We start from the raw sequence: 22637 nt of genomic DNA on the forward strand, positions 1-22637 counted from the left end.
CAAACTGGTTTTTTTATTAGATAATTTGTTCACATATTTGTTCCACTTAAGTTAAGAGACCCCTATATCTTTTTAACTACAAATAAACCACTACTAACCTAAAATAATACAACACAAAGCATGTCAAAAACTGCGCAATCAGTTTGGAATAGCTGTCTGGCTTTTATCAAAGATAATATTACTCCACAGGCATATAAAACGTGGTTTGAACCCATACAAGCAGTAAAACTTACAGACTGCGCCCTAAGTATTCAAGTGCCTTCAAAGTTTTTTTATGAGTGGCTGGAAGAGCACTACGTAAAGCTTTTAAAAGTTTCACTTACCAAAGAGCTTGGAGAAAAAGCAAAATTGGTGTATGTGATTAAGATGGAAAATACTTACGGAAACAAAATGCCGTTTACCGAAAAGATTCCGAGTACACAGCGCAGTAATATGACTTCCCAGGAAGTAGATGTACCTATAAAGAATAAAAACCCAGAATTAAAAAACCCATTTATAATCCCGGGAATTAGAAATGTAAAAATTGAATCACAATTAAACCCGAGCTACAATTTCGAAAATTTTCTGGAAGGAGATTCTAACCGTTTAGCAAGATCGGCCGGACTGGCTGTGGCCAATAAACCGGGAGGAACTTCTTTTAACCCACTGCTTATTTTTGGCGGGGTAGGATTAGGAAAAACCCATTTAGCACATGCCATTGGGGTTGAAATTAAAGATAAATATCCCGAAAAGACCGTTCTATATATTTCGGCTGAAAAGTTTACCCAGCAGTACATAGAATCAGTCAAGAAAAATAATAGAAATGATTTTATTCATTTTTATCAAATTATTGATGTTTTAATTGTTGATGATATTCAATTGTTATCAGGTAAAGCGGGAACCCAGGATGTATTTTTCCATATTTTCAACCATTTACATCAAAACGGTAAACAAGTTATCTTAACCAGTGATAAGGCACCGGTAGATATGCAGGATATTGAGCAACGCCTGCTTTCCAGGTTTAAATGGGGGCTTTCTGCCGAACTGCAACATCCAGATTTTGAAACCAGGATTTCTATTATTAAAAACAAACTTTACAGAGACGGTGTAGAGATGCCTGAGGAGATTGTTGAGTTTTTAGCCAATAATATTAAAACGAATATTCGCGAATTGGAGGGGGCGATTATTTCGCTTATAGCCCACTCTTCTTTCAACAAAAAGGATATCACCTTAGAACTCGCTAAAAAAATTGTAGACAACTACGTAAAAAATACCAAAAGAGAAGTTTCTATAGATTATATTCAGAAGGTAGTAAGCGATTATTTCCAAATGGATATACAAACCTTACAATCTAAGACTCGTAAAAGACATATTGTACAGGCAAGACAGCTAGCTATGTTTTTTGCTAAAAAATTCACCAAAGCCTCTTTAGCCAGTATTGGATCTCAAATTGGCAAACGTGACCACGCCACTGTTTTACATGCATGCAAAACCGTAGATAACTTATCTACCACCGACAAACAATTCAAAAAATTTGTTGAAGACCTCAACAAAAAACTTACTATATAAAAAGTATCTATGAAAACTAAGGTATTAATGGTGTGCCTTGGCAATATATGCAGATCACCGCTTGCTGAGGGAATTTTAAAGTCTAAAGTAGACGAATCTCAGGTTTTTGTAGATTCGGCCGGAACCGCAGGTTATCATATTAACGATACTCCCGATCCGCGGTCTATTGCCATAGCAAAAAAGAATAAGCTGGATATCACTTATCAACGCGGAAGACAATTTAAAGTAGAAGATTTCGATAAGTTCAATCTTATTTATGTTATGGACAATTCCAACTTTAGAGATGTAATTTCCCTGGCAAGAAACGACGACGATCGCGCAAAGGTGCAATTAATTCTGGATGAAATTTTCCCCGCTGAAAATGTGGACGTCCCCGACCCATATTACGGCGGCGACCACGGCTTTGAAAACGTATACCAAATGCTTGATGAGGCCTGCGATAAAATAGCGAAACAATTAAAGGAAGAACAGAAAGCATAATGCCAGGCTTTAAATACTCCGGAAAACTTTATCTTATCCCTACTACCATGGGAGCGGCAAACCCAATGCAGGTTTTACCCATTCAGGTGAAAGAAATTATGCAGGAGCTGGATATTTATATTGTTGAAAATGAAAAAACAGCCCGCAGGCATATCAAACAACTACTTCCAGAAAAGCAGCAGTCTATTTTAAAGTTTTACAGCCTAAACAAGTTTACCGAAGCTAGTGAAATTCCTTCTTTCTTAAACGATTGTAAAGAAGGAAAAAATATTGGCTTATTAAGTGAAGCCGGATGCCCCGGTGTTGCAGACCCGGGTGCCGAAATTGTGAAAATCGCCCATAATGAAGGTATACAGATAATCCCATTAGTTGGACCTTCTTCAATCTTACTGGCAATGATGGGCAGCGGCATGAATGGGCAGCGTTTTACCTTTAATGGATATTTACCCATAGACAAAAAAGAACGCAAAAAGGAAATAAAAGATTTAGAGCGGCTTTCCTTTGAAAAGAACGAAGCTCAAATTTTTATTGAAACCCCATACCGTAACAACAAATTACTTGAAGATTTGCTTCAGTTTTTACACCCCACAACAAGGCTATGTGTAGCCTGTGACCTTACTCTACCTACAGAATATATAGTAACCAAACCGGCTTCGGAATGGAAGAAAACAAAAACAGACCTCCACAAGAGGCCTGCTATTTTTGTATTTCAGAAAGAAATTTAAGCTCTATAGGCTTTTATATTTACCCTGGGGTTTTGCTCCGGTTTTATAAACGAAGTATCATAACCGCCAAACTTTTTCATATAATTTCTAATTGAAGTTCCAAAAGCATCGCTAAAAGATTGCGCACCCCAACTTCTCAGATATTTTTTCACACTTCCGGGACCAGCAAGATGGGCAGCCGCAAGAATACCAGATTCAGTTACTTTTACTCCATTGATCACCTTACCCTCAAAGCGAGCAATATCACGAATTAAGATCCACTTATTTCTTGATGAATTTGTGTAAAAGGCCGCTTCTTGCAAAGCAGGAGAGTTAAGGAATTCGGCAGCATTGTATATTCCCAACAATTCTAATGTTCCAATACCAAACTGGTATTTTCCCATATAGCCAAACTCGTTCACACTTTGGTAATTTCCGCGAGACTCTTTAAATCCCAGCGCTTCTTTGAATCCGTCATAAGACTTACCTAGCTTAGGCAAAGGCCTTTTTAGGCTCAAATCTTCTACTAATTCGCCCTCCTCTAAAAGAGCCACAGTATAATTTAGTTCAAGATTGGAAGTTGAATAACCTTCAATTTCCAAATTCGCTGCTTCTCTGGTCGAAAAACTGAAAAACATGCAGCCTGCAAAAACAGGCAAGATTGAAAATTTTGCAATTTTCTTTCTCATTAGATTTTGTTTCTGAAAGGTTAACGGTTTTAGCTAAATAATATAACTAACACCCCTTTCAATTTCGCCGTGCAAATGTACAACAAATTTTAAAAATCTAAAGACCAGGCTGTTAAGCAATTTATAAAGTTTCACCCCTACTTAACATCGCTATAAGAAACAGCTATTCAAAGTGTTAGAGAAACCTTAAGCCCAGGACCTAAAAATTTAATCTATCTTTTTATACCCTGCTTATTAATCCAACGCACATATTCACGCTTATTCCTGTTATGTTGCGCCAGATTTTTAGCAAATTTATGATAGCCAAAATTTTCTACATCGGCTACAAAATAGAAGTAATCATGATCTTCATAATTAAGTACCGCATTTATTGCAGAAATATCTGCCATAAAAATCGGGCCGGGAGGCAAGTCTTTAAATTTGTATGTATTGTAAGGCGAATCGAGTTCTAAATCTTTATACAGCACTCTTTTTATAACAGTATCCCATTTCTGGGTTTTGTTCTTAAGGGCATAGATTACGGTAGGATCAGCATCCAACTTCCAGCCATTTTTATACCTATTCATATAAACTCCTGCTACTTTTGGTCTCTCGTCAACTTTAACCGTCTCTTTATGTACTATTGAAGCTAAAGTAGACACCTCTTTAGGGTTCAACCCAATTTTTTTGGCTTTCTTTCTTTTCTCTTCTGTCCAAAAACGTTCATATTCGCGCTTCATTCTACTTCTAAATTCTTCAGCAGAGGTATTCCAATACACCTCATACTGGTTTGGAATATACATAGCCAGGGCATCAGCCTCAGTAAAATTGTTTTCAGTTAAAAAATCTTCATCTTTAAATGCTTTAATTAAAGCAATGCTATCGGCTTCAATTTGCTGAGCGATTCTTCCTGCCAGGTCTTCAAGACGCTCCTGATTGTTGAAGGTTAGTTTAACCGGCACATTGCCACGTCGTAAAGCGTTTACCAACTCATTGTTGTTCATACCGGGTTTAATCGCAAACCTACCTGCTTTAATATTTGATGCATAGCCTTTTTTTCTGGCTACCATATCAAAAGAATTCATATCTTCAACAAAAGGTTGCAGGCTATCTATTACAGTTTGATAATTTGCACCGGTAGGCACATAAACCAATTTGTCTTCTGAAAAAGAAGTATTGGCAGAAAAGATACTGTTATAGATATAATAACTAAAAATAGAAAGAGCCACCAGCCCAAGAATAGCTATGGCAAGGAGAATTTTTTTTATGTACATTATTTATTGATCAATTGATATAGAATTTCGTCTTTAAATTGCCCCTGAGAATAGGTCCAATCTTTCTTCACCCCAACTTTTTGAAACCCCTGCTTTTCAAAAAGCTTTATACTGGTTTCGTTTCCCTGGGTAATATTCGCGTATACCTGGTGCAGGGCCAGATGTTTAAAACAATAACTACAAATAAGCTTAAGCGTTTCAGCGCCATAGCCTTTTTCGCGGTCTGCTGCATCGGCTATTAATATACCTATGGCCGCACGGCGATCTTTTGGCTCAAAATCAAAAATATCTATTAAACCCACCTCTTTTTTCTGAAGATCACATATTACCAACCGCAATTGCTTCACATCATAAATATCCCGATGTGAATTTTCAAGATATTGCTTAATCATATACCTGGAATAAGGAGTTTGTGTCGCACTTACTTCCCAAAACTCTTCAGTATTTTCAATCCTGTGAACAAAGTCGAGATCTTCAGGCTCAAGTGCTCGCAAATAAACCTTATTTCCTTTTAAACTCAGCATATTATTTCCCCTTTAAAAACCTGTTCTGCCGGGCCGGTAAGCCAAACATCCCTATAGGTATCGTCTTCCTTTTTAAAAGAAACCGACAGTTCCCCACCCGGAACAATAAGTTTTACGGTGTTGCTATTTGCCTTTCCCGAGGCATGTGCCGCAAGAGCAACGGCAGTTACACCGGTTCCACAGGAAAGCGTCTCATCTTCTACCCCCCTTTCGTAGGTTCTCACAAGAAAGGTGTTATTCTCCTGCATATCTACAAAATTTACATTGGTGCCACCGTTACCTATATAAGCATCAGAATATCTAATTTCTGCACCTTCTTTTTTTACATCTAGTTGAGCTACATTTTTTGTAAAAACAACATGATGCGGTGACCCGGTATCCAGAAATGCCATATTTCCCGATTGTTTTATTTCGGTAAGATCCTGCATTTGCAAACTTACCTCATCGCCGGTAATTGTTGCTTTGTGCGGCCCGTCTACAGCAGTAAAAGTTGCTTTATCTTCAATAATTCCAAGGAATTTAGCAAAAGCAACAAGGCACCTACCTCCATTACCACACATACTACTTTCATTACCATCTGCATTAAAATACACCATTTTAAAATCGTCTCCGGCCACTTCAGGGTTTTCTAAAAGTATTAACCCGTCCCCCCCAATGCCAAATTTTCGGTCACAAAGCCTGTTTATTAATTTGGTATTGTTTTTGGATATTAGATTTTGACGGTTATCAATCATCACAAAATCGTTTCCCGTACCTTGATATTTGTAAAATGGAATTTTCATTACGTAAATTTTAAGGGCTACAAAGATACTATAAAATAGACGATTTTTTAGGTTGTTAAATGGCCGTTAAAGTTAAAAACTGAAAATATTAATATTATAATTTTAAAGTTGAATTATACAAAAACACGTTTTACAAAATGAAAAATTTATCAAAACTACTTCTCGTTTCTATACTTGGAGGCGCCCTAACTTTAGGGAGTTATAAGATATTTTTTGAAGAGGAAGTGCCTCCTACTTTACCACCGGTTTCCAATACAGGTGCTGAAGTAATTTCAGCGAATTATGCTAAAAATCTTTACGGCACCAATGCCGATTTCACCAAAGCGGCTGAAAATACGGTAAATGGGGTGGTTCACGTTAAAAATGTTGCTATTTACAGAGGCCCGAGAACTATGAGAGATCTAATTTATGGCAACCACAGTGGCGGAAAAGCCTTACAGGGAGCAGGTTCTGGGGTTATTATTTCTCCAGACGGTTATATTGTAACCAACAACCATGTGATTAAAGAGGCAAACGAAGTTGAAGTTACCTTAAACAACAACAAAACCTATAAAGCAGAGATTATTGGTACCGATGAAACTTCAGATATCGCATTATTAAAAATTGATGCTGAAAATTTAGACTATATTCCATTTGGAGATTCCAACAATGTAAAGCTTGGAGAATGGGTTTTAGCTGTTGGAAACCCTTTTAACTTAAAAAGTACGGTTACTGCCGGTATTATTAGTGCTACAGCAAGAGACTTAAACACCTTTGATAACACTCCACAATCTTTTATTCAAACTGATGCGGCTATAAACCCGGGAAATAGTGGAGGTGCTTTAGTTAATATAAATGGGGAACTTGTAGGAATTAATACTGCTATCACCTCCCAAACAGGTAGTTATGTAGGTTATGCCTTTGCCGTACCTTCCAACAATACCCGAAAAATAGTAGAGGATATCATGGAGTATGGTGATGTTCAAAAAGGAATTTTAGGCATTCGAGGTGGAAGTGTTACCCAAACTGCTATTGAAGAATTAGACTTAAAAACTTCCCAGGGAGTTCTGGTAGCAGAAGTTACCAGTGGTAGCGGTGCCGAAAAAGCCGGTTTAAAGGAAGGTGATGTAATCAAGAAAATAGATAACATAAAAATTAATAAATTCTCAGATCTTACCGGTTATATTTACACAAAACGCCCGGATGATGAAGTTGAAGTTACCTTTTTAAGAGCCGGAGACGAAAAGCAGGTAAGGGTAAAACTCAGTAAGTTTGAAACTTATGTAATTGAACCTATAAAAATTGAAGTTACAAATGCCACCAAGGAAGATCTACAAGCTTTAAACATTGACCATGGTGTTAAAATTCACAAAACTTTATCTCCAAGGCTACCAGCTTCAGAGCTAGTAGGAACCATTATAACTGCTATAGATAATAAGAAAGTTTCTAATGTTGGTGATGTAGAACGAATTTTTAGAAGAAAAAATCCTTCAGAAGAAATCATTATAAGTATAGTTGATAAAAGCGGCCAAAAACAACATATGGTTTGGCGATAGATTAAACTTAAAATCCAAAAAAACTCCCTCATACCAAAGGGAGTTTTTTATGCAAATTTTTCTTTACGAAAACGTTTGAAATATATACTTTTGCGCCATTAATTAAAAAACCTCGATCCAAACAACCGGGGTGTGAATAGAAAATAATTTTAAATATTCGAGATAAGTCTCGATGAATTAAGCCCTCTAGGAGGGATTAAAACAACACAAACCACACATGAACTTTAACAAAGTTTACGAAAAAGAACTTTCATTTCAGGCAAATCGGCGTAAAACGACCGTAGAATTCATTAACATCGTTAGCGATCTTTGGTACAACAAGTCTATTGAACTTGTTCTTTTCAGGAATCAATTGCTGGATAGAAACATTAGTGATATTCTTGATCTTCATGAATATGCAGGAGAATTTGTAGGGAAGCCTATTTCAATTTTTGATTCGGTAGAAATTGCAAAAGCAATCCAGGATATGGATCTACCACCTGCAAAACTGGATATAGGAAAACTAACCTACGAATATCATTTAGAAGACCAGGGACACCTTAACGCCATGGCTTTTGTTTCCGACAAATTAAAAGACGCAAAAAAATATGGGAAGATAGTACCTAAAGATGTAGTACTTTATGGTTTTGGACGCATTGGTCGTTTGGTAGCCAGAGAACTTATGGCCAGAACCGGCAAAGGCAACCAACTAAGGTTACGAGCCATTGTTACGCGCGGAGCGGTAAATAGAACTGTACTGGAGAAACGTGCTTCCTTACTAAAGAATGATTCGGTTCACGGAGTTTTTTCCGGAACAGTTAACGTAGATGAAGAGCACAAGGCCCTTATTATAAATGGCACCACGGTAAATGTAATATCGGCAGATAAACCTGAAGATATAGATTACACCAAATACGGGATCGACAAAGCTTTAATTATAGACAACACCGGTGCTTTTAGGGATAAAGAGGCATTAAGTAGGCATTTAAAAGCAAAAGGAGCGGCAAAAGTTTTACTTTCTGCTCCAGGGAAGGGCGTTCCTAATATTGTTCACGGTGTAAACCATAAAGAATATAACCCCGATAAAATTTCGATATTCTCAGCAGCCTCCTGCACTACCAACGCAATCACTCCAGTTTTAAAAGCTGTTCAGGATACACTTGGAGTTATACACGGGCATTTAGAAACTATTCATGCCTATACCAACGACCAGAACTTGGTAGACAATATGCATAGCAAATATCGTCGGGGCCGCGCGGCTGCACTAAATATGGTTATTACCGAAACCGGTGCCGGTAAAGCCGTAGCCAAAGCATTACCTGTTTTTGAAGGTAAATTAACTTCTAATGCAATTAGAGTCCCCGTACCTAATGGTTCTTTGGCTATTTTAAACCTTGAAGTAGAAGCCCAAACAAGTGTTGAAAATATAAACCAGGTTTTAAGAAAATATGCGCTGGAAGGTGAACTTGTAGAGCAGATTAAATATTCGTTAGATAATGAATTGGTTTCTTCAGATATAGTTGGTTCTAATGCTCCGGCAATTTATGACAGTAAAGCAACTATAGTTTCTGCAGATGGTAAAAATGTTATTCTTTATATATGGTATGATAATGAATACGGTTACAGCCATCAATTAATAAGACTGGCAAAGTATATTGCAAAAGTAAGGAGGTTTACCTATTACTAGAGCTTATAAACTTTATAAGGTATTTGCAATCTCAATAAAGCTAAGGCTTCCAAAATATTCAAAAATCTTTCTACTTGGTGCAGCTTCGCTTTATTGACCAAAACTTTACAAAAAAACCCACCCTTAGACGGTGGGTTTTTAAGTTGAAATACGTTACATTTGCGCGCTCAAATTATTAATTTAAAGGAATTTAGCAAATAAATTTTAAAATATTGAAGGCCATTACAATAAGTAGAAAATGCAGGCGTTCAAGCATATAAATTCTCAACCAGAAAAACCCAAATGATGCGTAACATTATTTTTTCAAGTTTACTTTTAATATTTTCAGTTGGTGCTTTAACCGCTCAAGATTCTTTAGCTACATCTAATTTTATTGAAGATGAATTCGATAATCTTATCGAATCATCAAATAACTACCAGGGCTATAAAGTGGTAGATTATGACGCTTTAATCGAGCTGCGCAACAACACAAAACGTCACGTACAAGATTTAAAAAACGAGTTACAGCAAGAGCAAAGCACAATAGAGAGCCAAAGTGAAGAAATTGAAAACCTTAAAAATCAATTAGCTGCTACCCAGGAAGACCTAAAGCGCGTAAACGAAGAAAAGGACGCGATAAAATTTCTGGGAATGCCTTTTAGCAAAGGTAGCTATATGGCCATGATGTGGGGAATAGTAGGTTTTTTAATCCTTGCACTTCTTTTCTTTATTTATAAGTTTAAAAACTCTAATGCCACTACCAAAGAAGCTAGACATAGGCTAAACGAAACCGAAAAAGAATTTGACGCCTATCGTGCGAAAGCCCTGGAAAAAGAACAACGTTTAGGCCGTATGCTACAAGATGAGAAAAATAAAGCTAAAGAATAATTTTCCTTCAGCTTAATTTATAATTAGCATCTTTGCATTTTATACTAAAATATGCGCATAGATATAATTACCGTTGTTCCAGATTTACTTAAAAGCCCTTTTGATGCTTCTATTGTAAAAAGAGCCATAGATAGCGGCCATGTAGAAATCCACTTGCATAATTTAAGAAATTATGTAACCGATAATTACAAACAAATAGATGACTATCAATTTGGGGGTGGTGCCGGAATGGTAATGATGATAGAGCCTATAGACAAATGTATTTCCAACCTTAAGAGCCAAAGGGATTACGAGGAGGTGATTTATATGAGTCCTGATGGAGAACGTTTTAACCAAAAAACAGCTAATTCACTTTCCCTTAAAGAAAACCTTATTATATTGTGTGGGCATTACAAAGGTGTAGACCAAAGAGTACGTGATCACTTTATTACCAAAGAAATATCTATTGGTGATTATGTGCTTTCTGGTGGAGAACTGGGTGCTGCCGTAGTTTGTGATGCCATTATCAGGTTAATTCCCGGGGTACTAGGCAATGAGACTTCGGCCTTAACCGATTCTTTTCAGGATAACCTGTTAGCGCCACCGGTTTACACAAGGCCGGCCGAATATAAAGGCTGGAAAGTTCCGGAAGTATTAACCTCTGGCAATTTTCCAAAGATAGAAGCCTGGCGGGAGGAAAAAGCCTGGGAAAGAACCAAACGCTTAAGACCTGATCTTTTGGATGAAACAGAAAAATAATTGCAATTTCACAATTGCATTATAAATTAAAATTAATACTTTTGCACTCGTTCTAAAATAACCTCTGGCGAGGTCCGTGTATGTTGTTTTAGATTTTATATTAATAAAGACAATTATGGAATCGTTAATTAAGTACGTACAAGACGAATTCGTTGAAAGAAAAGATTTACCTCAATTTTCTGCAGGTGATACCATTACTGTGTATTACGAAATTAAAGAGGGTCAAAAAACCCGTACCCAGTTTTTTAAAGGGGTTGTAATTCAGAAAAGAGGAAGCGGTTCTTCACAAACATTCACCATTAGAAAAATGAGTGGTACTGTAGGTGTTGAAAGAATTTTCCCTCTAAACCTTCCTGCAATTCAAAAAATTGAAGTGAACAAGCGAGGAAAAGTAAGAAGAGCTCGTATTTATTACTTTAGAGAACTTACCGGGAAAAAAGCCCGTATTAAGGAAGCTAAAAGATAAATCGCATCTTATTAAATTTATAGAAAGCCCCGAGAATTCGGGGCTTTTTTTATTTATATTTTCTCACACCTATTTTCACACAATGCCTTGGTATTTTGTTTTTACTAATAATTATACCACAAAACAATAAAAACTTAACCCCTAAGATATTTTAACTAAAAATATTTTGCTAATATTTCGTTAAACACATGTAATCATGTAATTTAAAGCGCATTAAAAAAACTAAAACATATATTATGAAAAAAACAACAATTCAGGTAAGGAGAACACTGGTATGTGTTTTCTTTCTTGGAGCTTTATTTAGCGCTTGTGAAAAAGAAGAGAACTTACCTAATAAGGAGGAAAATGCTTTTACAGTGCTGAAAGAGCCTCCATTTACAAATTACATGGTTATTTCAAATTCAAGCAATTCAACAAAAAGTGTGGAGGAAGATCTTACAAAAAGCGGTGGAAAGATTGTAAGTTCAATTCCTGAAATTGGAATTTCTATTGTTAGCTCAAAAGATGCGAATTTCCTTCAGAATACCATGAAGAAAAGAAACGTTACTTCTGTTGTTCCAGATTATGAAATAGCCTGGATACCTACTTCTGAAAATATAGAAGCTAACCTACCTGATGCCACGCCAAGCATTGGAAGCACAGAGCCCTATTATTACTACGATTATCTATGGGGCCTGGAGGCGATTGATGCACCACAAGCCTGGAATGCCGGATTTACTGGAAGCGGGGCCAACGTATTTGTGCTTGACTCGGGGATAGATGCTGAACATGTAGAACTGGCTCCCAATTTAAACACAACACTTTCGGCTTCATTTGTACCTGGAGAAGACTGGAATATTTTAGAAAGCACCCCATTTAACAATCACGGTACCCACGTAGCAGGAACTATTGCTGCCGCCCAAAATGGTTTAGGACTAATAGGGGTTGCACCAAACGCTGAACTTGTTGCAGTAAAAGTGCTTTCTGAGTTTACTGGTAGAGGTGCTTTTAGTTCTATTAACGCAGGTATTGTTTATGCCGGCGCCAATAAAGCAGACGTAATTAACATGAGCCTGGGTGCAACCTTAAATAAAAATGGAAAACTGATTGACGCCAATGGTGTACCTTTCAAAATACCGGGTAAATACGTTATGGAAATTGTAAATGCCCAACAAAGAGCCCTGAATTTGGCTGCAAAACAAGGTAGTGTCATAATAGCCACTGCAGGAAATGATGGCATTAATTATGATGGCAATTCAGCCTATATAAAAATACCGGGAGGACTTAATAATGTGCTTACGGTATCGGCAACCGCACCTAATGGTTATGATGCAACAGCAGATTATACCAACTTTGATATTCCAGCCAGTTATACCACCCATGGAAAATCTTTAGTAGATGTTGCTGCTCCAGGAGGTGATTTTGACGTTGCTCTTGAAGATATGATTCTAAGTACCGGTAATAACAACAGCGCATACTGGAGTGCAGGAACAAGCATGGCTGCACCACATGTTTCAGGGATCGCTGCATTAATTATTGCTAAAAACGGAAAAATGAGCCCTAAAGAAGTTCAGAAACAAATTGAAAAGACAGCCGACAAGATTGATGGAAATGGCAAGAGCTTATACTTTGGAAAAGGAAGAATAAACGCCTATCGTGCAGTAACAGAGTAGGTAGTTATTAAAAATTAAAGGGGCTGCCCAAAAAAGTGTACTTTCCTCAAGCTTAGCTTGTTTCAAGCTAAGGGTTTAAAACCTTTTCAGACAGCTTCTTTTTAACAAATTAAAATCAAAGCAAAAAACCACGTAAACAACTGTGTATTAAAATGTTAAATTTCTTGCAAAAACTTATATTTGGTTGTATATTTAATCTAGGAATTGGTTGAAAAAAGAATGACAAAAGGATTTCTAATCAACGAATTCCCGGTAAAGCTTAAAAACCTTTACCTATGGTTTTTATCTTCTATATAACGCTCATTTTTGCCAGGTCAAAAGAAGTTTGAAGGATAAGAACCTTTAGATTCAGGAATATAACTGTTTTGAGTTTTTATTTTTGAATCATTGAAATAGTACACACCGGGATTTTTTCCTTAAAGAATTTCGAAAATTCAGTGAGCATGTATTATTTCAGTTGAAGCCATTTCATTTTAGCTATTAAGATGAAATGGCTTTTTTATGTTTCTTTACTAATAATTAACAAGCTTTCATGTTGCTTCAGCTATGATAAAAGCTTGAAAAATATTATATTGCGCAGTACTCGAACGCCCAGTAAAAATTGGGCGTTCAGTGAATTTAGACATTTCATAATTAATTAGCTATAAAAATTACATAATGACACAAATTGGCAAGATAATTTATACAAAAACAGATGAAGCCCCTGCTTTAGCCACTTACTCTTTCTACCCAATCGTAAAGTCGTATACCAAAGCGGCCAACGTTAGTATGGAAACCAAAGATATTTCCCTGGCCGGTAGAATTTTATCACAATTCCCTGAATACCTGTCAGAAGAACAAAAAGTAAGCGATGATTTAACCGAGCTGGGAGAGCTCGCCAAGAAGCCAGAGGCCAACATTATTAAACTACCTAATATTAGTGCTTCTATCCCGCAGCTTAAGGCGGCTATTAAGGAGCTTCAAGAGAAGGGATATAAACTACCTAATTATCCAGACGAAGCATCTAATGATGAGGAAAAGAAAATAAAGGCTACCTATGACAAGGTTAAGGGTAGTGCCGTAAACCCGGTACTTCGTGAAGGGAACTCTGATAGAAGAGCTCCTAAAGCAGTAAAGAATTTCGCTAAAAACCACCCTCATTCTATGGGTAAATGGAGCTCAAGCTCTAAATCTCATGTTGCTACTATGAATGGTGGAGACTTTAAGGCCAACGAAAAATCTTTAACCCTTAGCGAAGATACTAGTGTAAAAATTGAATTCACCTCAGAAAGTGGTGATAAAAAAGTGCTTAAAGATAACCTGCAGCTACTTAAGGGTGAAGTTATTGATGCCAGCCTAATGAGTAAAAACGCTCTTTTAAAGTTTCTTAGGGAACAGGTAAAAGACGCCAAAGAAAAAGGAATCCTTTTTTCATTGCATATGAAGGCTACTATGATGAAAGTTTCTGACCCCATTATTTTTGGCCATGCGGTAAAAGTATTTTTTGAAGACGTTTTTAATGAATATGGCGAAGAAATTAAAAATGCAGGTGGTGATCCAAACAGCGGATTGGGAGATATTTTAAACGCTATTGAAAAACTTCCTGCCGATAAAAAAGCCGCTATAGAGTCTAAAATTGAATCTAACCTGGAACAAGGGCCTGATATAGCGATGGTAAATTCTGACAAAGGAATTACCAATCTTCACGTACCAAGTGATGTTATTATTGATGCCTCTATGCCGGCAATGATTAGAACCTCTGGCCAAATGTGGAATAAAAATAACGAGACCCAGGATACCAAAGCAGTAATTCCAGATAGTAGTTATGCTCCTCTTTACCAGGAAACCATTGAATTTTGCCAAAAACATGGTGCTTTTGATCCTACCACTATGGGAACTGTTCCAAACGTAGGGCTAATGGCTCAAAAAGCTGAAGAGTATGGTTCTCACGACAAAACCTTTGAGATTCCGGCTGCCGGAACTGTTCGTGTAGTAGATGAAAGTGGAAAAGTACTAACAGAACATGAGGTTGAAGAAGGTGATATTTGGAGAATGTGCCAGGTTAAGGATGCACCCGTACAGGATTGGATTAAATTAGCAGTTAACAGAGCAAAAGCAACCGGATGGCCGGCTATTTTCTGGTTAGACGAAAACCGTGCTCACGATGCAGAACTTATCAAAAAAGTAAATCAGTACTTACCAAACCACGATACCGAAGGTTTGGAGATTAAAATAATGTCGGTTGCTGAAGCTACTAAATATACTTTAGAACGTGTAAAAGCCGGAAAAGATACCATATCGGTTACTGGAAACGTTTTAAGAGATTATTTAACCGATCTTTTCCCGATTCTAGAGGTAGGAACCAGTGCCAAAATGCTTTCTATAGTTCCATTAATGAATGGCGGAGGTTTGTTTGAAACCGGTGCTGGTGGATCTGCCCCTAAACACGTACAACAGTTTTTAGAAGAAGGCCACTTACGTTGGGATTCGCTAGGTGAATTTCTTGCCCTGGCGGCTTCTTTAGAGCATTTAGGTGAAAAGTATAAAAACAAAAAAGCCCTTGTTCTTTCTGAGGCTTTAGATGAAGCAACTAACAAATTTTTGGAGAATAGTAAATCTCCATCCAGAAAAGTAAATGAACTTGATAACCGCGGAAGTCATTTTTACCTGGCTTTATATTGGGCACAAGCTTTAGCCGCTCAGGATAAAGACACCGACCTAAAAGAACATTTCAAAACTATTGCTTCGAAGTTAGAAGAAAATGAAGAGCAAATTAATAAAGAGCTTATAGATGCACAGGGATCTCCGGTAAATATTGGAGGTTATTACAAACCCGAAGAAGAACTTACTTCTAAAGCTATGAGACCAAGTAAGCTTTTGAACGATATTTTAGGGTAGTTCTTTTCTAATTTTATATGCTCGCGGTATATCCACGAGCTATTAAAAAAGGAAAAGGGAATTTCGGCTTCAGGCCTTGAAATTTCAACCTCTTTAACATTGAACAAATTGAATTTAAAGCCGGAAAGTGTTTTCCGGCTTTATTTTTATAACCGCAATCCTTCAACAATTCTTAATAATGTAATTAAGCTTTTAAATAATAAGCTTCTACACTATATTTACTTAAAAAATTGAAACTCTCACTTCTCTCCTCTTTAATATTAGTTTTCTTTTTTATCAGCCTGGGTTTAAATGCTCAGGAAAAGTACACTCTAAAAGGAACAATTAGCAATGCATCCAACAATGAGACTTTAATTGGGGTTAACATTCTTATCCCTGAAGAGAAAAAAGGCGTAATTACCAACGAATATGGTTTCTATTCCATAAAATTACCTAAAGGAACCTATACTATAGAGATTTCATATTTGGGTTTTCAAAGTATTCAAAAGACGATTAGTATAGAGGGCGATACCACATTTAACACCGCACTTACTGCGAGTTCAGAAAATTTAAATGAAGTAGTAATAACTTCTACCAACGAAGGCTTTAATCTAAAAAATCCGGAGATGAGTGTTAACAAGCTTTCTATAAACAGTATTCAAAAGTTACCGGTAGTTTTTGGGGAAGTAGATGTTATAAAATCGCTTTTATTACTACCGGGTGTCTCTAATGCAGGAGAAGGAGCTTCAGGCTTTAATGTTCGCGGTGGGGCGGTAGATCAAAACCTTATTTTGCTTGATGAAGCCACTATTTTTAATTCCTCTCATCTTTTTGGTTTCTTTTCGGTGTTTAATCCTGATGCCATTAAAGACCTTAAATTATATAAAGGAGGAATTCCCGCAAAATATGGCGGCCGGGTTTCCTCTGTACTAGACATATATCAACGCGATGGCAATAGCCGAACTTTTGAGGCCCAGGGGGGAATTGGCGTTATTTCAAGCAGATTACTGGCCGAAGGACCCATTGTAAAAGATAAAGGCTCTTTCCTGGTTGGTGGCCGTAGTTCGTATGCCCATTTATTTCTAAAATTAGCCGACAATCCAAACATAGCTTACTTCTACGATTTAAATGCAAAACTTACTTACTCCATAAATGACGATAATAAATTATTATTTTCAGGTTATTTTGGTCGTGATGTGTTTGATATAAATCAGAATTTTATAAATACCTACGGAAATTCGGTTTTTAACCTTAGATGGAATCACTTGGTTTCAGATGATATCTTTACCAATTTGTCGTTAATTTATAGTGACTACTACTACGGACTTACCCTTGATTTTGTAGGATTCAATTGGGATAGTGGCATTAAAAATCTCAATATCAAATATGATTTCAATCACTATTTAAACGATACTTTCCAACTGGAATATGGCATTCATAATACTTACCACGAATTTAATCCCGGTGAGATTGAACCTATAGATGAAAAATCAGGAATTAATTATTTTAAACTCACCAATAAATATGCTTTTGAAAATGCCACTTACTTTTCTGTAGAGCACAAAATATCTAATAGTTTTTCGGCAGAATATGGTTTAAGGTTTAGCAACTTCTTTAGATTGGGGCAGGACAGCTTCAACGAATACCGGGACGACAACCCTATAATTTATAATGAAAGTTTAGATATATATGAGGAAGCAGAACCTATAAATGAAAAAACATATTCCCGATCTGAAGTAATAAAAACTTATTCTAATTTAGAACCCCGACTTGCCTTAGCCTATAATTTCAACGATACGCAATCGATAAAAGCCAGTTATAATAGAATGGCTCAATACCTGCATTTAATCTCCAACACCAGTTCCCCTACTCCCCTTGATGTATGGGCTCCAAGTGGTCCTTTTATTCAACCTCAAATTTTAGATCAATATGCACTAGGCTATTTTCGTAAATTTCAACAGGGAACTTATACCCTGGAATCTGAAGTTTTTTATAAAGACATTCAAAATAGAATAGATTATGTAAATGGCGCAAATCTTATTGCGAACAATAATATTGAAACTATTATTTTAAACGGACGCTCCAGGGCCTATGGTTTAGAAGTCTTAGCTAAAAAGAACAAAGGCCGCCTAACCGGTTGGTTAGCCTATACTTTATCTAAATCTGAACAACAAACTCCCGGTAGAACCCCCATTGAAAGCGGCATAAATAATGGAAAATGGTATGCTACCAGTTATGATAAAACCCACGATATAAACCTAACCGCCACCTACGATTACAATTCTAAATGGGATTTTAGCCTAAATTTTGCGTTTCAAACAGGTTTACCGGTTACCTATCCTACCGGGCAATATAACTTTAACGGAATAAATGTACCGGTTTACGGTGATAGAAACAGCAATAGATTACCTGCCTACCATAGGTTAGACCTTTCTGCAACCTACGTACCCAAACCAAATAAAAAAGATGGCTTGCAATCGTCCTGGAATTTTGGAATTTACAACGTATACAATAGAAAAAACGCCAATTCTATAAGTTTTAGAGAGAATGACGAAACCGGACGTAATGAAGCAGCAAAATTAAGCCTATTCGGAATCATACCATCTGTGACCTATAATTTTAAATTTTAAGATGAAAAAAGTAAACTACCTAGGGGCAAGCCTAAGAGGCATTCGTTTGAAACAAATTTTTAATTTAGAGGCAGGCCTTGGGGTGTTATATGCTTTGGTGCTGCCAATAAAGTATTTAAGCCTCTTATTCCTTACTTCAGTTTTAATTTCTTGCGAGGAAGTTATAGAGTTGAATTTAGAAGAAAGCTCTCCCAGGCTTGTAGTAGATGCATCCTTGCTTTGGTATATGGATACCCCTGGCAATGAACAGAAAATTATATTAACAGAAACTACTGGTTACTATGAAGACGAAATAGCAACCGTGAGTGATGCCGAAATTAATATTAGATCCAAAAATGGAGAAGAATTTATTTTTAAACATCAGGAACAGGGCATTTACACCCATACTAGTTTCAAGCCTAAATTTGAAGAAGAGTATACTTTAGAAATAAAGTATAAAGAAGAAATATATACCGCCAGTTCCAATTTTGTACCTGTTTCTGGAATAGACTTTATTGAACAGAATAACGAAGGTGGCTTTACCCGCGAAGATCTAGAGATTGAACCTTTTTTTACTGATCCAAAAGGTGAAGAAAATTTTTATCTTTTTACTTTTAAAGATTTCTCAATTTCTAAACTTTCCCTGGAAATTTACGAAGATAAATTTACAGACGGTAATCAGTTTTCAGCTTCCTATTCCGACGAAGATTTGGTGCCTGGTGATGAAGTATTTATCACTATGGAAGGGATATCTAAAGCATTTTATAACTATTTATTTATATTACGCTCTCAAGGTGGAGATAACGGCGGGGGGCCTTTCCAGTCTCAACCCGCAACGGTAAAAGGAAATATTATTAACCAATCCAATCCAGAAAATTATCCTTTTGGTTATTTTAGACTTTCAGAAGCAGATTCTACTACTTATATTGTGCAATGATGAAACACACCGATAAGAAAATACTTGGTAAAGGAATTAAATACCTGGCTTTTGCACTTCCATTAATATTAATAGGCCCTTCTGTGCTTTTCACGGCCTTTAACAACCAGGATCACCCCTATTATATCCCGGTTTTAATTCTGGGAATCATAGCCTTAATCGCGGCTATGCTTTTATTATTTAAAGGAATAATGACAATAGTAAAGGCTGTTTTTGACTAGAAGAAATATATTTTGTTCAGTTAATTAAGTAATAAGATAAGCAAACAAAAGATTGCCTTAAGCGCTAAAATATTAGCTTTATAATTTATAAATACAATTTCTAACATACTCCTAATTAAGATTTTAACTTACTAGTAAACTACCTCAGGGTATTACAGCCTTTGGCGGTGCCAATAAATACAGTTTTAATCTACCACCTCAAAGCATATTTGATCAAAAATTATACGTCCATCGTTACTAATACCCTGAAGCGTGATAATATAATCACCCTCAACATCTGAGGTAAAGAAACTTATATTTTGAAAATTATTAGTAAGCCTAGGTTTCCATAATAATTGCCTTCTAAAATCGGGAATCCTATCAAGCTCCTGTTTCTTATAATTAACCACATAATAATTTTTGGCAGCTCTTACTGGTATTATATCAAATTTTTTCAAGGAACCTGATTGGTAGCTACCTACAAAATCATTCTCTTTGGTTTCGATAGAGATTATTCCACCAAAAATTTTAGAACCATAATAATATTCATTCCTCACCACTTTAATTACATCTATTTTATTTGCGCTATAATTCATTAAAGCTTCAGTATTCTCTATATAAAGCCCGTCTACAAGAAGAAGTGCACTACTAATAAATTCTAAATCACTATTTCTGGAGTATACTCCAAATACACTCTCGCCCTTTTTATTTTCTCTAATCTTAGCAGCACTAATTACTTCTATAAAAGTCTCTTTAACAGTAGGAAACCTGGTATAGTCATCTAAAGGATAAACTGCTATGTTTTTAGAGCCAAAAAATGGTTCCTTTTTTCCCTGAGTCTTTAATGTATCGGGCTTAATACTATAATAGCTATTCTCTATTTGATTAAATACACTACGCTTTACAATTTCCGATTCCATATCAGGACTTATCTCCAATGGTGGAAAATAAAGTGAAGAATAGTTAAATTTTGGAAGCGAATCTAATTCAATTTCAAAGTCGTGCGCATTTTCTCCCATCATCTGAACTACTAAATTATCTACACTCTGGCTGGCATCCAGGTTAAAATAAAACACCCCTTCTTCATTAGTATTACTTATTTTAAGCTGAAAATTATCTCCGGGCACTGAGACCGCCAAACTTTGGTTTGAAACAGAAAGATTTTTATTAGTTGTTGATATCGTTCCCCTAAATAAGTCCCCCCGAAGTTCTGGAAGATAAGGTTGACTTGAAGTAGAATTTGAATTGTTATCTTCCTTTGTATATATCTTCTGAAGATTAGAAATATTCAGTTTATCGGGAAGTTTTAATTTATTCTTTTTATAAACAGACAGGGAATAGTTCCCCTCTTTAAGTTTTAATGAATCTAAAAGAAGCTTTACTTCTTCTCTTTTATTGAATATTGCTTTATTTGATAACTTAATAATTCCTGTTGCTGAATTTTCTTTTTCTGAAATTGTATTTATATCATCTACTTGAGCCGAAGCAACACGTTTTAAACTTTTTTCGCCTTTGGTGGTATAAGGATTAATAACAAATACAGTCCCACTAAAGAAGTTGGTGTCACTTTTGTTATACATCCATTCTGTAAATGCAATTAATTTATAAGTCCCAGAGGCAATATTTGTGGGCACAAAAAAATCACCATTGCCTGTGCCTGAAGCTGTATTTATTTTATGAGTAAAAATTGTTTCTCCATTTTCGCTCACCATTTTCACATAAGCTATTTGACTTAAAGAACTTAGTCTATTGGTTTTATCGTTAAGCACGTAAACTTTGTAATAAAGATATTCACCAGGAAAAACAAGAGAAGAATTGTAGTCCACAAAAACTTTCTCTTCTGGTTTAAACTGCTGTTCTTTAAACTTAGCCTCAGGTTTCTGACCAAAAGCAGAAGAGGCAAAGAATAAAAATAAAAGTGAGAAATAAATTGTTTTCAATCCCATAGTTTAATCTTCCCAAAAATCGGGTTTAACATTAACTCCAAAAACCCTACAATCCACACAAGGCTTCGGCACCACTCTATAGGGCCCCATTCCTTCACTATCGGCACCGCCATTAGCCTGGCTTATAAGGCTTACTGCATCATTTTCAACAGCATTTAAAAGAACAGGATATTCTGGCCTGGTAATCGTACAATTATAAGGGTACGGAGGTCTTTCTGTCCTATCATAAAAGTCTGTAAAATTGAAGAAAACTCTATGTGAATCTACGGCAGAAACACTAAAATAACCAAGCACCTTTTCGTTAGGATTATCTACCGAAAAGACATTTCCATTCACAAAACCCGGCTGATTTTGTGAAAAAAGACTTTCAGAACCAGATAATTCATTTAGAACTTCGTAAAAAGTATAAGCTTCCCTGGATAGACTATATTGTTTAACAAGTAAACTATATCTGTAGGAAATAGCCGGATTTTCCTTACTTAGAAATCGTACAGGAAAATCACTTACAGCTTCATTAACTATATTTGAGGAACTGGAAATTATGATACTTTCTGAATCTCTTGTAACATAACAAAGATATTCTTCTTCTGTTTTGGGAGCTGTATCTATAACCCCGTTCTCAAGAATAAACTTAAATGGTATTCTATAAAGTGAACGAAACTCATAGGTTTCCTGATAAGTATAACGATAAAATTTCGAATCGTTTTCTCCAGAGTTTACGGTTAGTGCCAAACCTTCTTTTTCCACACCGTTAATAGGTTGTATTGATTTCACAATATCCATTTCCATAATTTCACTAGAGGCATCGAGTTTTACAGGTTCTGAGGCATAGGTTTTTCCGTCACTGGTAATAACTTCTAATTGATAAGATGAACTATTATTCTCAGCAGAAAATTCTTGAGATGATCTATAAACTCCAGGTTCTTCTTCCTGAAATTGATACAAATCTCCAGATAGGTTTACAACTTTCACCTGAGCCCCAGATTCAGGATTTGGACCTTCATCACCAAGCGCATAAGTTCGGGAAAGTTTAATTTCCTGTTTCTTATATTCATTAGTAATGGTTGCCTCAATTACCAGGGCACTTTCCAGGTTTTCAGTTTCTATATCAAACGGCTCTACACAGCCAAAAACGCTTATGAGAAGACTAAAAACCACTATGTATTTTATAGCATAACTTCTCAT

The 22637-nt window shown here is 36.2% G+C and carries 19 protein-coding genes; 13 read left to right on the forward strand and 6 right to left on the reverse strand.

Annotation, left to right across the window (positions count from 1 at the left end; genetic code table 11):
* Positions 1-120: 120 nt before the first annotated feature.
* From dnaA to I6U50_RS09555, 3 genes are read left to right on the forward strand one after another with little or no spacing between them, the layout of a single operon-like run.
* Positions 121-1548 (forward strand): chromosomal replication initiator protein DnaA, encoded by a 1428-nt coding sequence (dnaA, locus tag I6U50_RS09545; RefSeq protein ID WP_193711857.1) that lies wholly within the window; start codon positions 121-123, stop codon positions 1546-1548.
* A gap of 9 nt (positions 1549-1557) precedes the next feature.
* Entirely contained in the window at positions 1558-2028 is a 471-nt protein-coding gene (locus tag I6U50_RS09550) for a low molecular weight protein-tyrosine-phosphatase (RefSeq protein WP_198638675.1), read from the forward strand.
* Positions 2028-2753, forward strand: coding sequence for an SAM-dependent methyltransferase (locus I6U50_RS09555; protein ID WP_193711859.1), 726 nt, complete (start codon positions 2028-2030; stop codon positions 2751-2753). The genes I6U50_RS09550 and I6U50_RS09555 overlap by 1 nt, the downstream gene beginning before the upstream one ends.
* Here the strand turns inward: I6U50_RS09555 and I6U50_RS09560 are convergent.
* From I6U50_RS09560 to dapF, 4 genes are all read right to left on the reverse strand, one after another.
* Positions 2750-3421: a peptidoglycan-binding protein LysM gene (locus I6U50_RS09560; RefSeq protein WP_198638676.1), complete on the reverse strand. Its 672-nt coding sequence runs from the start codon at positions 3419-3421 to the stop codon at positions 2750-2752. The genes I6U50_RS09555 and I6U50_RS09560 overlap by 4 nt on opposite strands.
* 212 nt (positions 3422-3633) lie before the next feature.
* Positions 3634-4674 carry an endolytic transglycosylase MltG gene (gene mltG, locus I6U50_RS09565; RefSeq protein WP_198638677.1) on the reverse strand — a complete coding sequence of 347 codons (1041 nt, stop codon included), beginning with the start codon at positions 4672-4674 and terminating at the stop codon, positions 3634-3636.
* Positions 4674-5198, reverse strand: a complete 525-nt coding sequence (locus I6U50_RS09570) for a GNAT family N-acetyltransferase (protein ID WP_198638678.1) — start codon at positions 5196-5198, stop codon at positions 4674-4676. Before I6U50_RS09570 ends, mltG begins: the two co-directional genes overlap by 1 nt.
* Positions 5192-5980, reverse strand: coding sequence for a diaminopimelate epimerase (gene dapF / locus I6U50_RS09575; protein WP_198638679.1), 789 nt, complete (start codon positions 5978-5980; stop codon positions 5192-5194). Before dapF ends, I6U50_RS09570 begins: the two co-directional genes overlap by 7 nt.
* Before the next feature lie 137 nt (positions 5981-6117).
* On the opposite strand from dapF, the gene I6U50_RS09580 reads away from it, so the two are divergent.
* The 10 genes from I6U50_RS09580 to I6U50_RS09625 all read left to right on the forward strand — a co-directional run bounded on the left by I6U50_RS09580 (position 6118) and on the right by I6U50_RS09625 (position 19527).
* On the forward strand, positions 6118-7515 hold the full coding sequence (locus tag I6U50_RS09580) for a S1C family serine protease (RefSeq protein ID WP_198638680.1): 1398 nt from the start codon (positions 6118-6120) through the stop codon (positions 7513-7515).
* Positions 7516-7732: 217 nt separating this feature from the next.
* Complete coding sequence (locus tag I6U50_RS09585) at positions 7733-9181, forward strand: glyceraldehyde-3-phosphate dehydrogenase (RefSeq protein ID WP_198638681.1); 1449 nt, start codon at positions 7733-7735, stop codon at positions 9179-9181.
* A gap of 282 nt (positions 9182-9463) precedes the next feature.
* Positions 9464-10048, forward strand: a complete 585-nt coding sequence (locus I6U50_RS09590; protein ID WP_227740399.1) for a hypothetical protein — start codon at positions 9464-9466, stop codon at positions 10046-10048.
* A gap of 51 nt (positions 10049-10099) precedes the next feature.
* Positions 10100-10786 (forward strand): tRNA (guanosine(37)-N1)-methyltransferase TrmD, encoded by a 687-nt coding sequence (trmD, locus tag I6U50_RS09595; protein WP_198638682.1) that lies wholly within the window; start codon positions 10100-10102, stop codon positions 10784-10786.
* A 115-nt stretch (positions 10787-10901) separates the two neighbouring features.
* The gene (gene rplS / locus I6U50_RS09600) at positions 10902-11252 is read left to right on the forward strand and encodes a 50S ribosomal protein L19 (protein WP_193711867.1); all 351 of its coding nucleotides are present in this window, start codon (positions 10902-10904) and stop codon (positions 11250-11252) included.
* Between the two features lie 236 nt (positions 11253-11488).
* Positions 11489-12904 carry a S8 family peptidase gene (locus I6U50_RS09605; RefSeq protein ID WP_198638683.1) on the forward strand — a complete coding sequence of 472 codons (1416 nt, stop codon included), beginning with the start codon at positions 11489-11491 and terminating at the stop codon, positions 12902-12904.
* 657 nt (positions 12905-13561) lie between these two features.
* The gene (locus tag I6U50_RS09610; protein WP_198638684.1) at positions 13562-15781 is read left to right on the forward strand and encodes an NADP-dependent isocitrate dehydrogenase; all 2220 of its coding nucleotides are present in this window, start codon (positions 13562-13564) and stop codon (positions 15779-15781) included.
* A gap of 230 nt (positions 15782-16011) precedes the next feature.
* On the forward strand, positions 16012-18390 hold the full coding sequence (locus I6U50_RS09615) for a TonB-dependent receptor (protein WP_198638685.1): 2379 nt from the start codon (positions 16012-16014) through the stop codon (positions 18388-18390).
* Position 18391: 1 nt separating this feature from the next.
* Complete coding sequence (locus tag I6U50_RS09620; RefSeq protein ID WP_232805914.1) at positions 18392-19306, forward strand: DUF4249 family protein; 915 nt, start codon at positions 18392-18394, stop codon at positions 19304-19306.
* Positions 19306-19527, forward strand: coding sequence for a DUF6095 family protein (locus I6U50_RS09625; protein WP_193711888.1), 222 nt, complete (start codon positions 19306-19308; stop codon positions 19525-19527). The genes I6U50_RS09620 and I6U50_RS09625 overlap by 1 nt, the downstream gene beginning before the upstream one ends.
* A gap of 185 nt (positions 19528-19712) precedes the next feature.
* Here I6U50_RS09625 and I6U50_RS09630 read toward each other — a convergent pair whose 3' ends face one another.
* Positions 19713-21452, reverse strand: a complete 1740-nt coding sequence (locus tag I6U50_RS09630; protein ID WP_198638686.1) for a hypothetical protein — start codon at positions 21450-21452, stop codon at positions 19713-19715.
* Positions 21453-21455: 3 nt separating this feature from the next.
* The gene (locus tag I6U50_RS09635) at positions 21456-22637 is read right to left on the reverse strand and encodes a DUF4249 domain-containing protein (protein ID WP_198638687.1); all 1182 of its coding nucleotides are present in this window, start codon (positions 22635-22637) and stop codon (positions 21456-21458) included.

Origin of the sequence: Salegentibacter maritimus (assembly GCF_016236975.1) — a bacterium.
Taxonomy (GTDB): Bacteria; Bacteroidota; Bacteroidia; order Flavobacteriales; family Flavobacteriaceae; genus Salegentibacter; species Salegentibacter maritimus.

Excerpts from the sequence above, each read along its gene's own strand:
- dnaA (WP_193711857.1), top strand. The coding sequence starts at position 121 with ATGTCAAAAACTGCGCAATCAGTTTGGAATAGCTGTCTGGCTTTTATC.
- I6U50_RS09550 (WP_198638675.1), top strand. The coding sequence starts at position 1,558 with ATGAAAACTAAGGTATTAATGGTGTGCCTTGGCAATATATGCAGATCA.
- I6U50_RS09555 (WP_193711859.1), top strand. The coding sequence starts at position 2,028 with ATGCCAGGCTTTAAATACTCCGGAAAACTTTATCTTATCCCTACTACC.
- I6U50_RS09560 (WP_198638676.1), bottom strand. The coding sequence starts at position 3,421 with ATGAGAAAGAAAATTGCAAAATTTTCAATCTTGCCTGTTTTTGCAGGC.
- mltG (WP_198638677.1), bottom strand. The coding sequence starts at position 4,674 with ATGTACATAAAAAAAATTCTCCTTGCCATAGCTATTCTTGGGCTGGTG.
- I6U50_RS09570 (WP_198638678.1), bottom strand. The coding sequence starts at position 5,198 with ATGCTGAGTTTAAAAGGAAATAAGGTTTATTTGCGAGCACTTGAGCCT.
- dapF (WP_198638679.1), bottom strand. The coding sequence starts at position 5,980 with ATGAAAATTCCATTTTACAAATATCAAGGTACGGGAAACGATTTTGTG.
- I6U50_RS09580 (WP_198638680.1), top strand. The coding sequence starts at position 6,118 with ATGAAAAATTTATCAAAACTACTTCTCGTTTCTATACTTGGAGGCGCC.
- I6U50_RS09585 (WP_198638681.1), top strand. The coding sequence starts at position 7,733 with ATGAACTTTAACAAAGTTTACGAAAAAGAACTTTCATTTCAGGCAAAT.
- I6U50_RS09590 (WP_227740399.1), top strand. The coding sequence starts at position 9,464 with ATGATGCGTAACATTATTTTTTCAAGTTTACTTTTAATATTTTCAGTT.
- trmD (WP_198638682.1), top strand. The coding sequence starts at position 10,100 with ATGCGCATAGATATAATTACCGTTGTTCCAGATTTACTTAAAAGCCCT.
- rplS (WP_193711867.1), top strand. The coding sequence starts at position 10,902 with ATGGAATCGTTAATTAAGTACGTACAAGACGAATTCGTTGAAAGAAAA.
- I6U50_RS09605 (WP_198638683.1), top strand. The coding sequence starts at position 11,489 with ATGAAAAAAACAACAATTCAGGTAAGGAGAACACTGGTATGTGTTTTC.
- I6U50_RS09610 (WP_198638684.1), top strand. The coding sequence starts at position 13,562 with ATGACACAAATTGGCAAGATAATTTATACAAAAACAGATGAAGCCCCT.
- I6U50_RS09620 (WP_232805914.1), top strand. The coding sequence starts at position 18,392 with ATGAAAAAAGTAAACTACCTAGGGGCAAGCCTAAGAGGCATTCGTTTG.
- I6U50_RS09625 (WP_193711888.1), top strand. The coding sequence starts at position 19,306 with ATGAAACACACCGATAAGAAAATACTTGGTAAAGGAATTAAATACCTG.
- I6U50_RS09630 (WP_198638686.1), bottom strand. The coding sequence starts at position 21,452 with ATGGGATTGAAAACAATTTATTTCTCACTTTTATTTTTATTCTTTGCC.
- I6U50_RS09635 (WP_198638687.1), bottom strand. The coding sequence starts at position 22,637 with ATGAGAAGTTATGCTATAAAATACATAGTGGTTTTTAGTCTTCTCATA.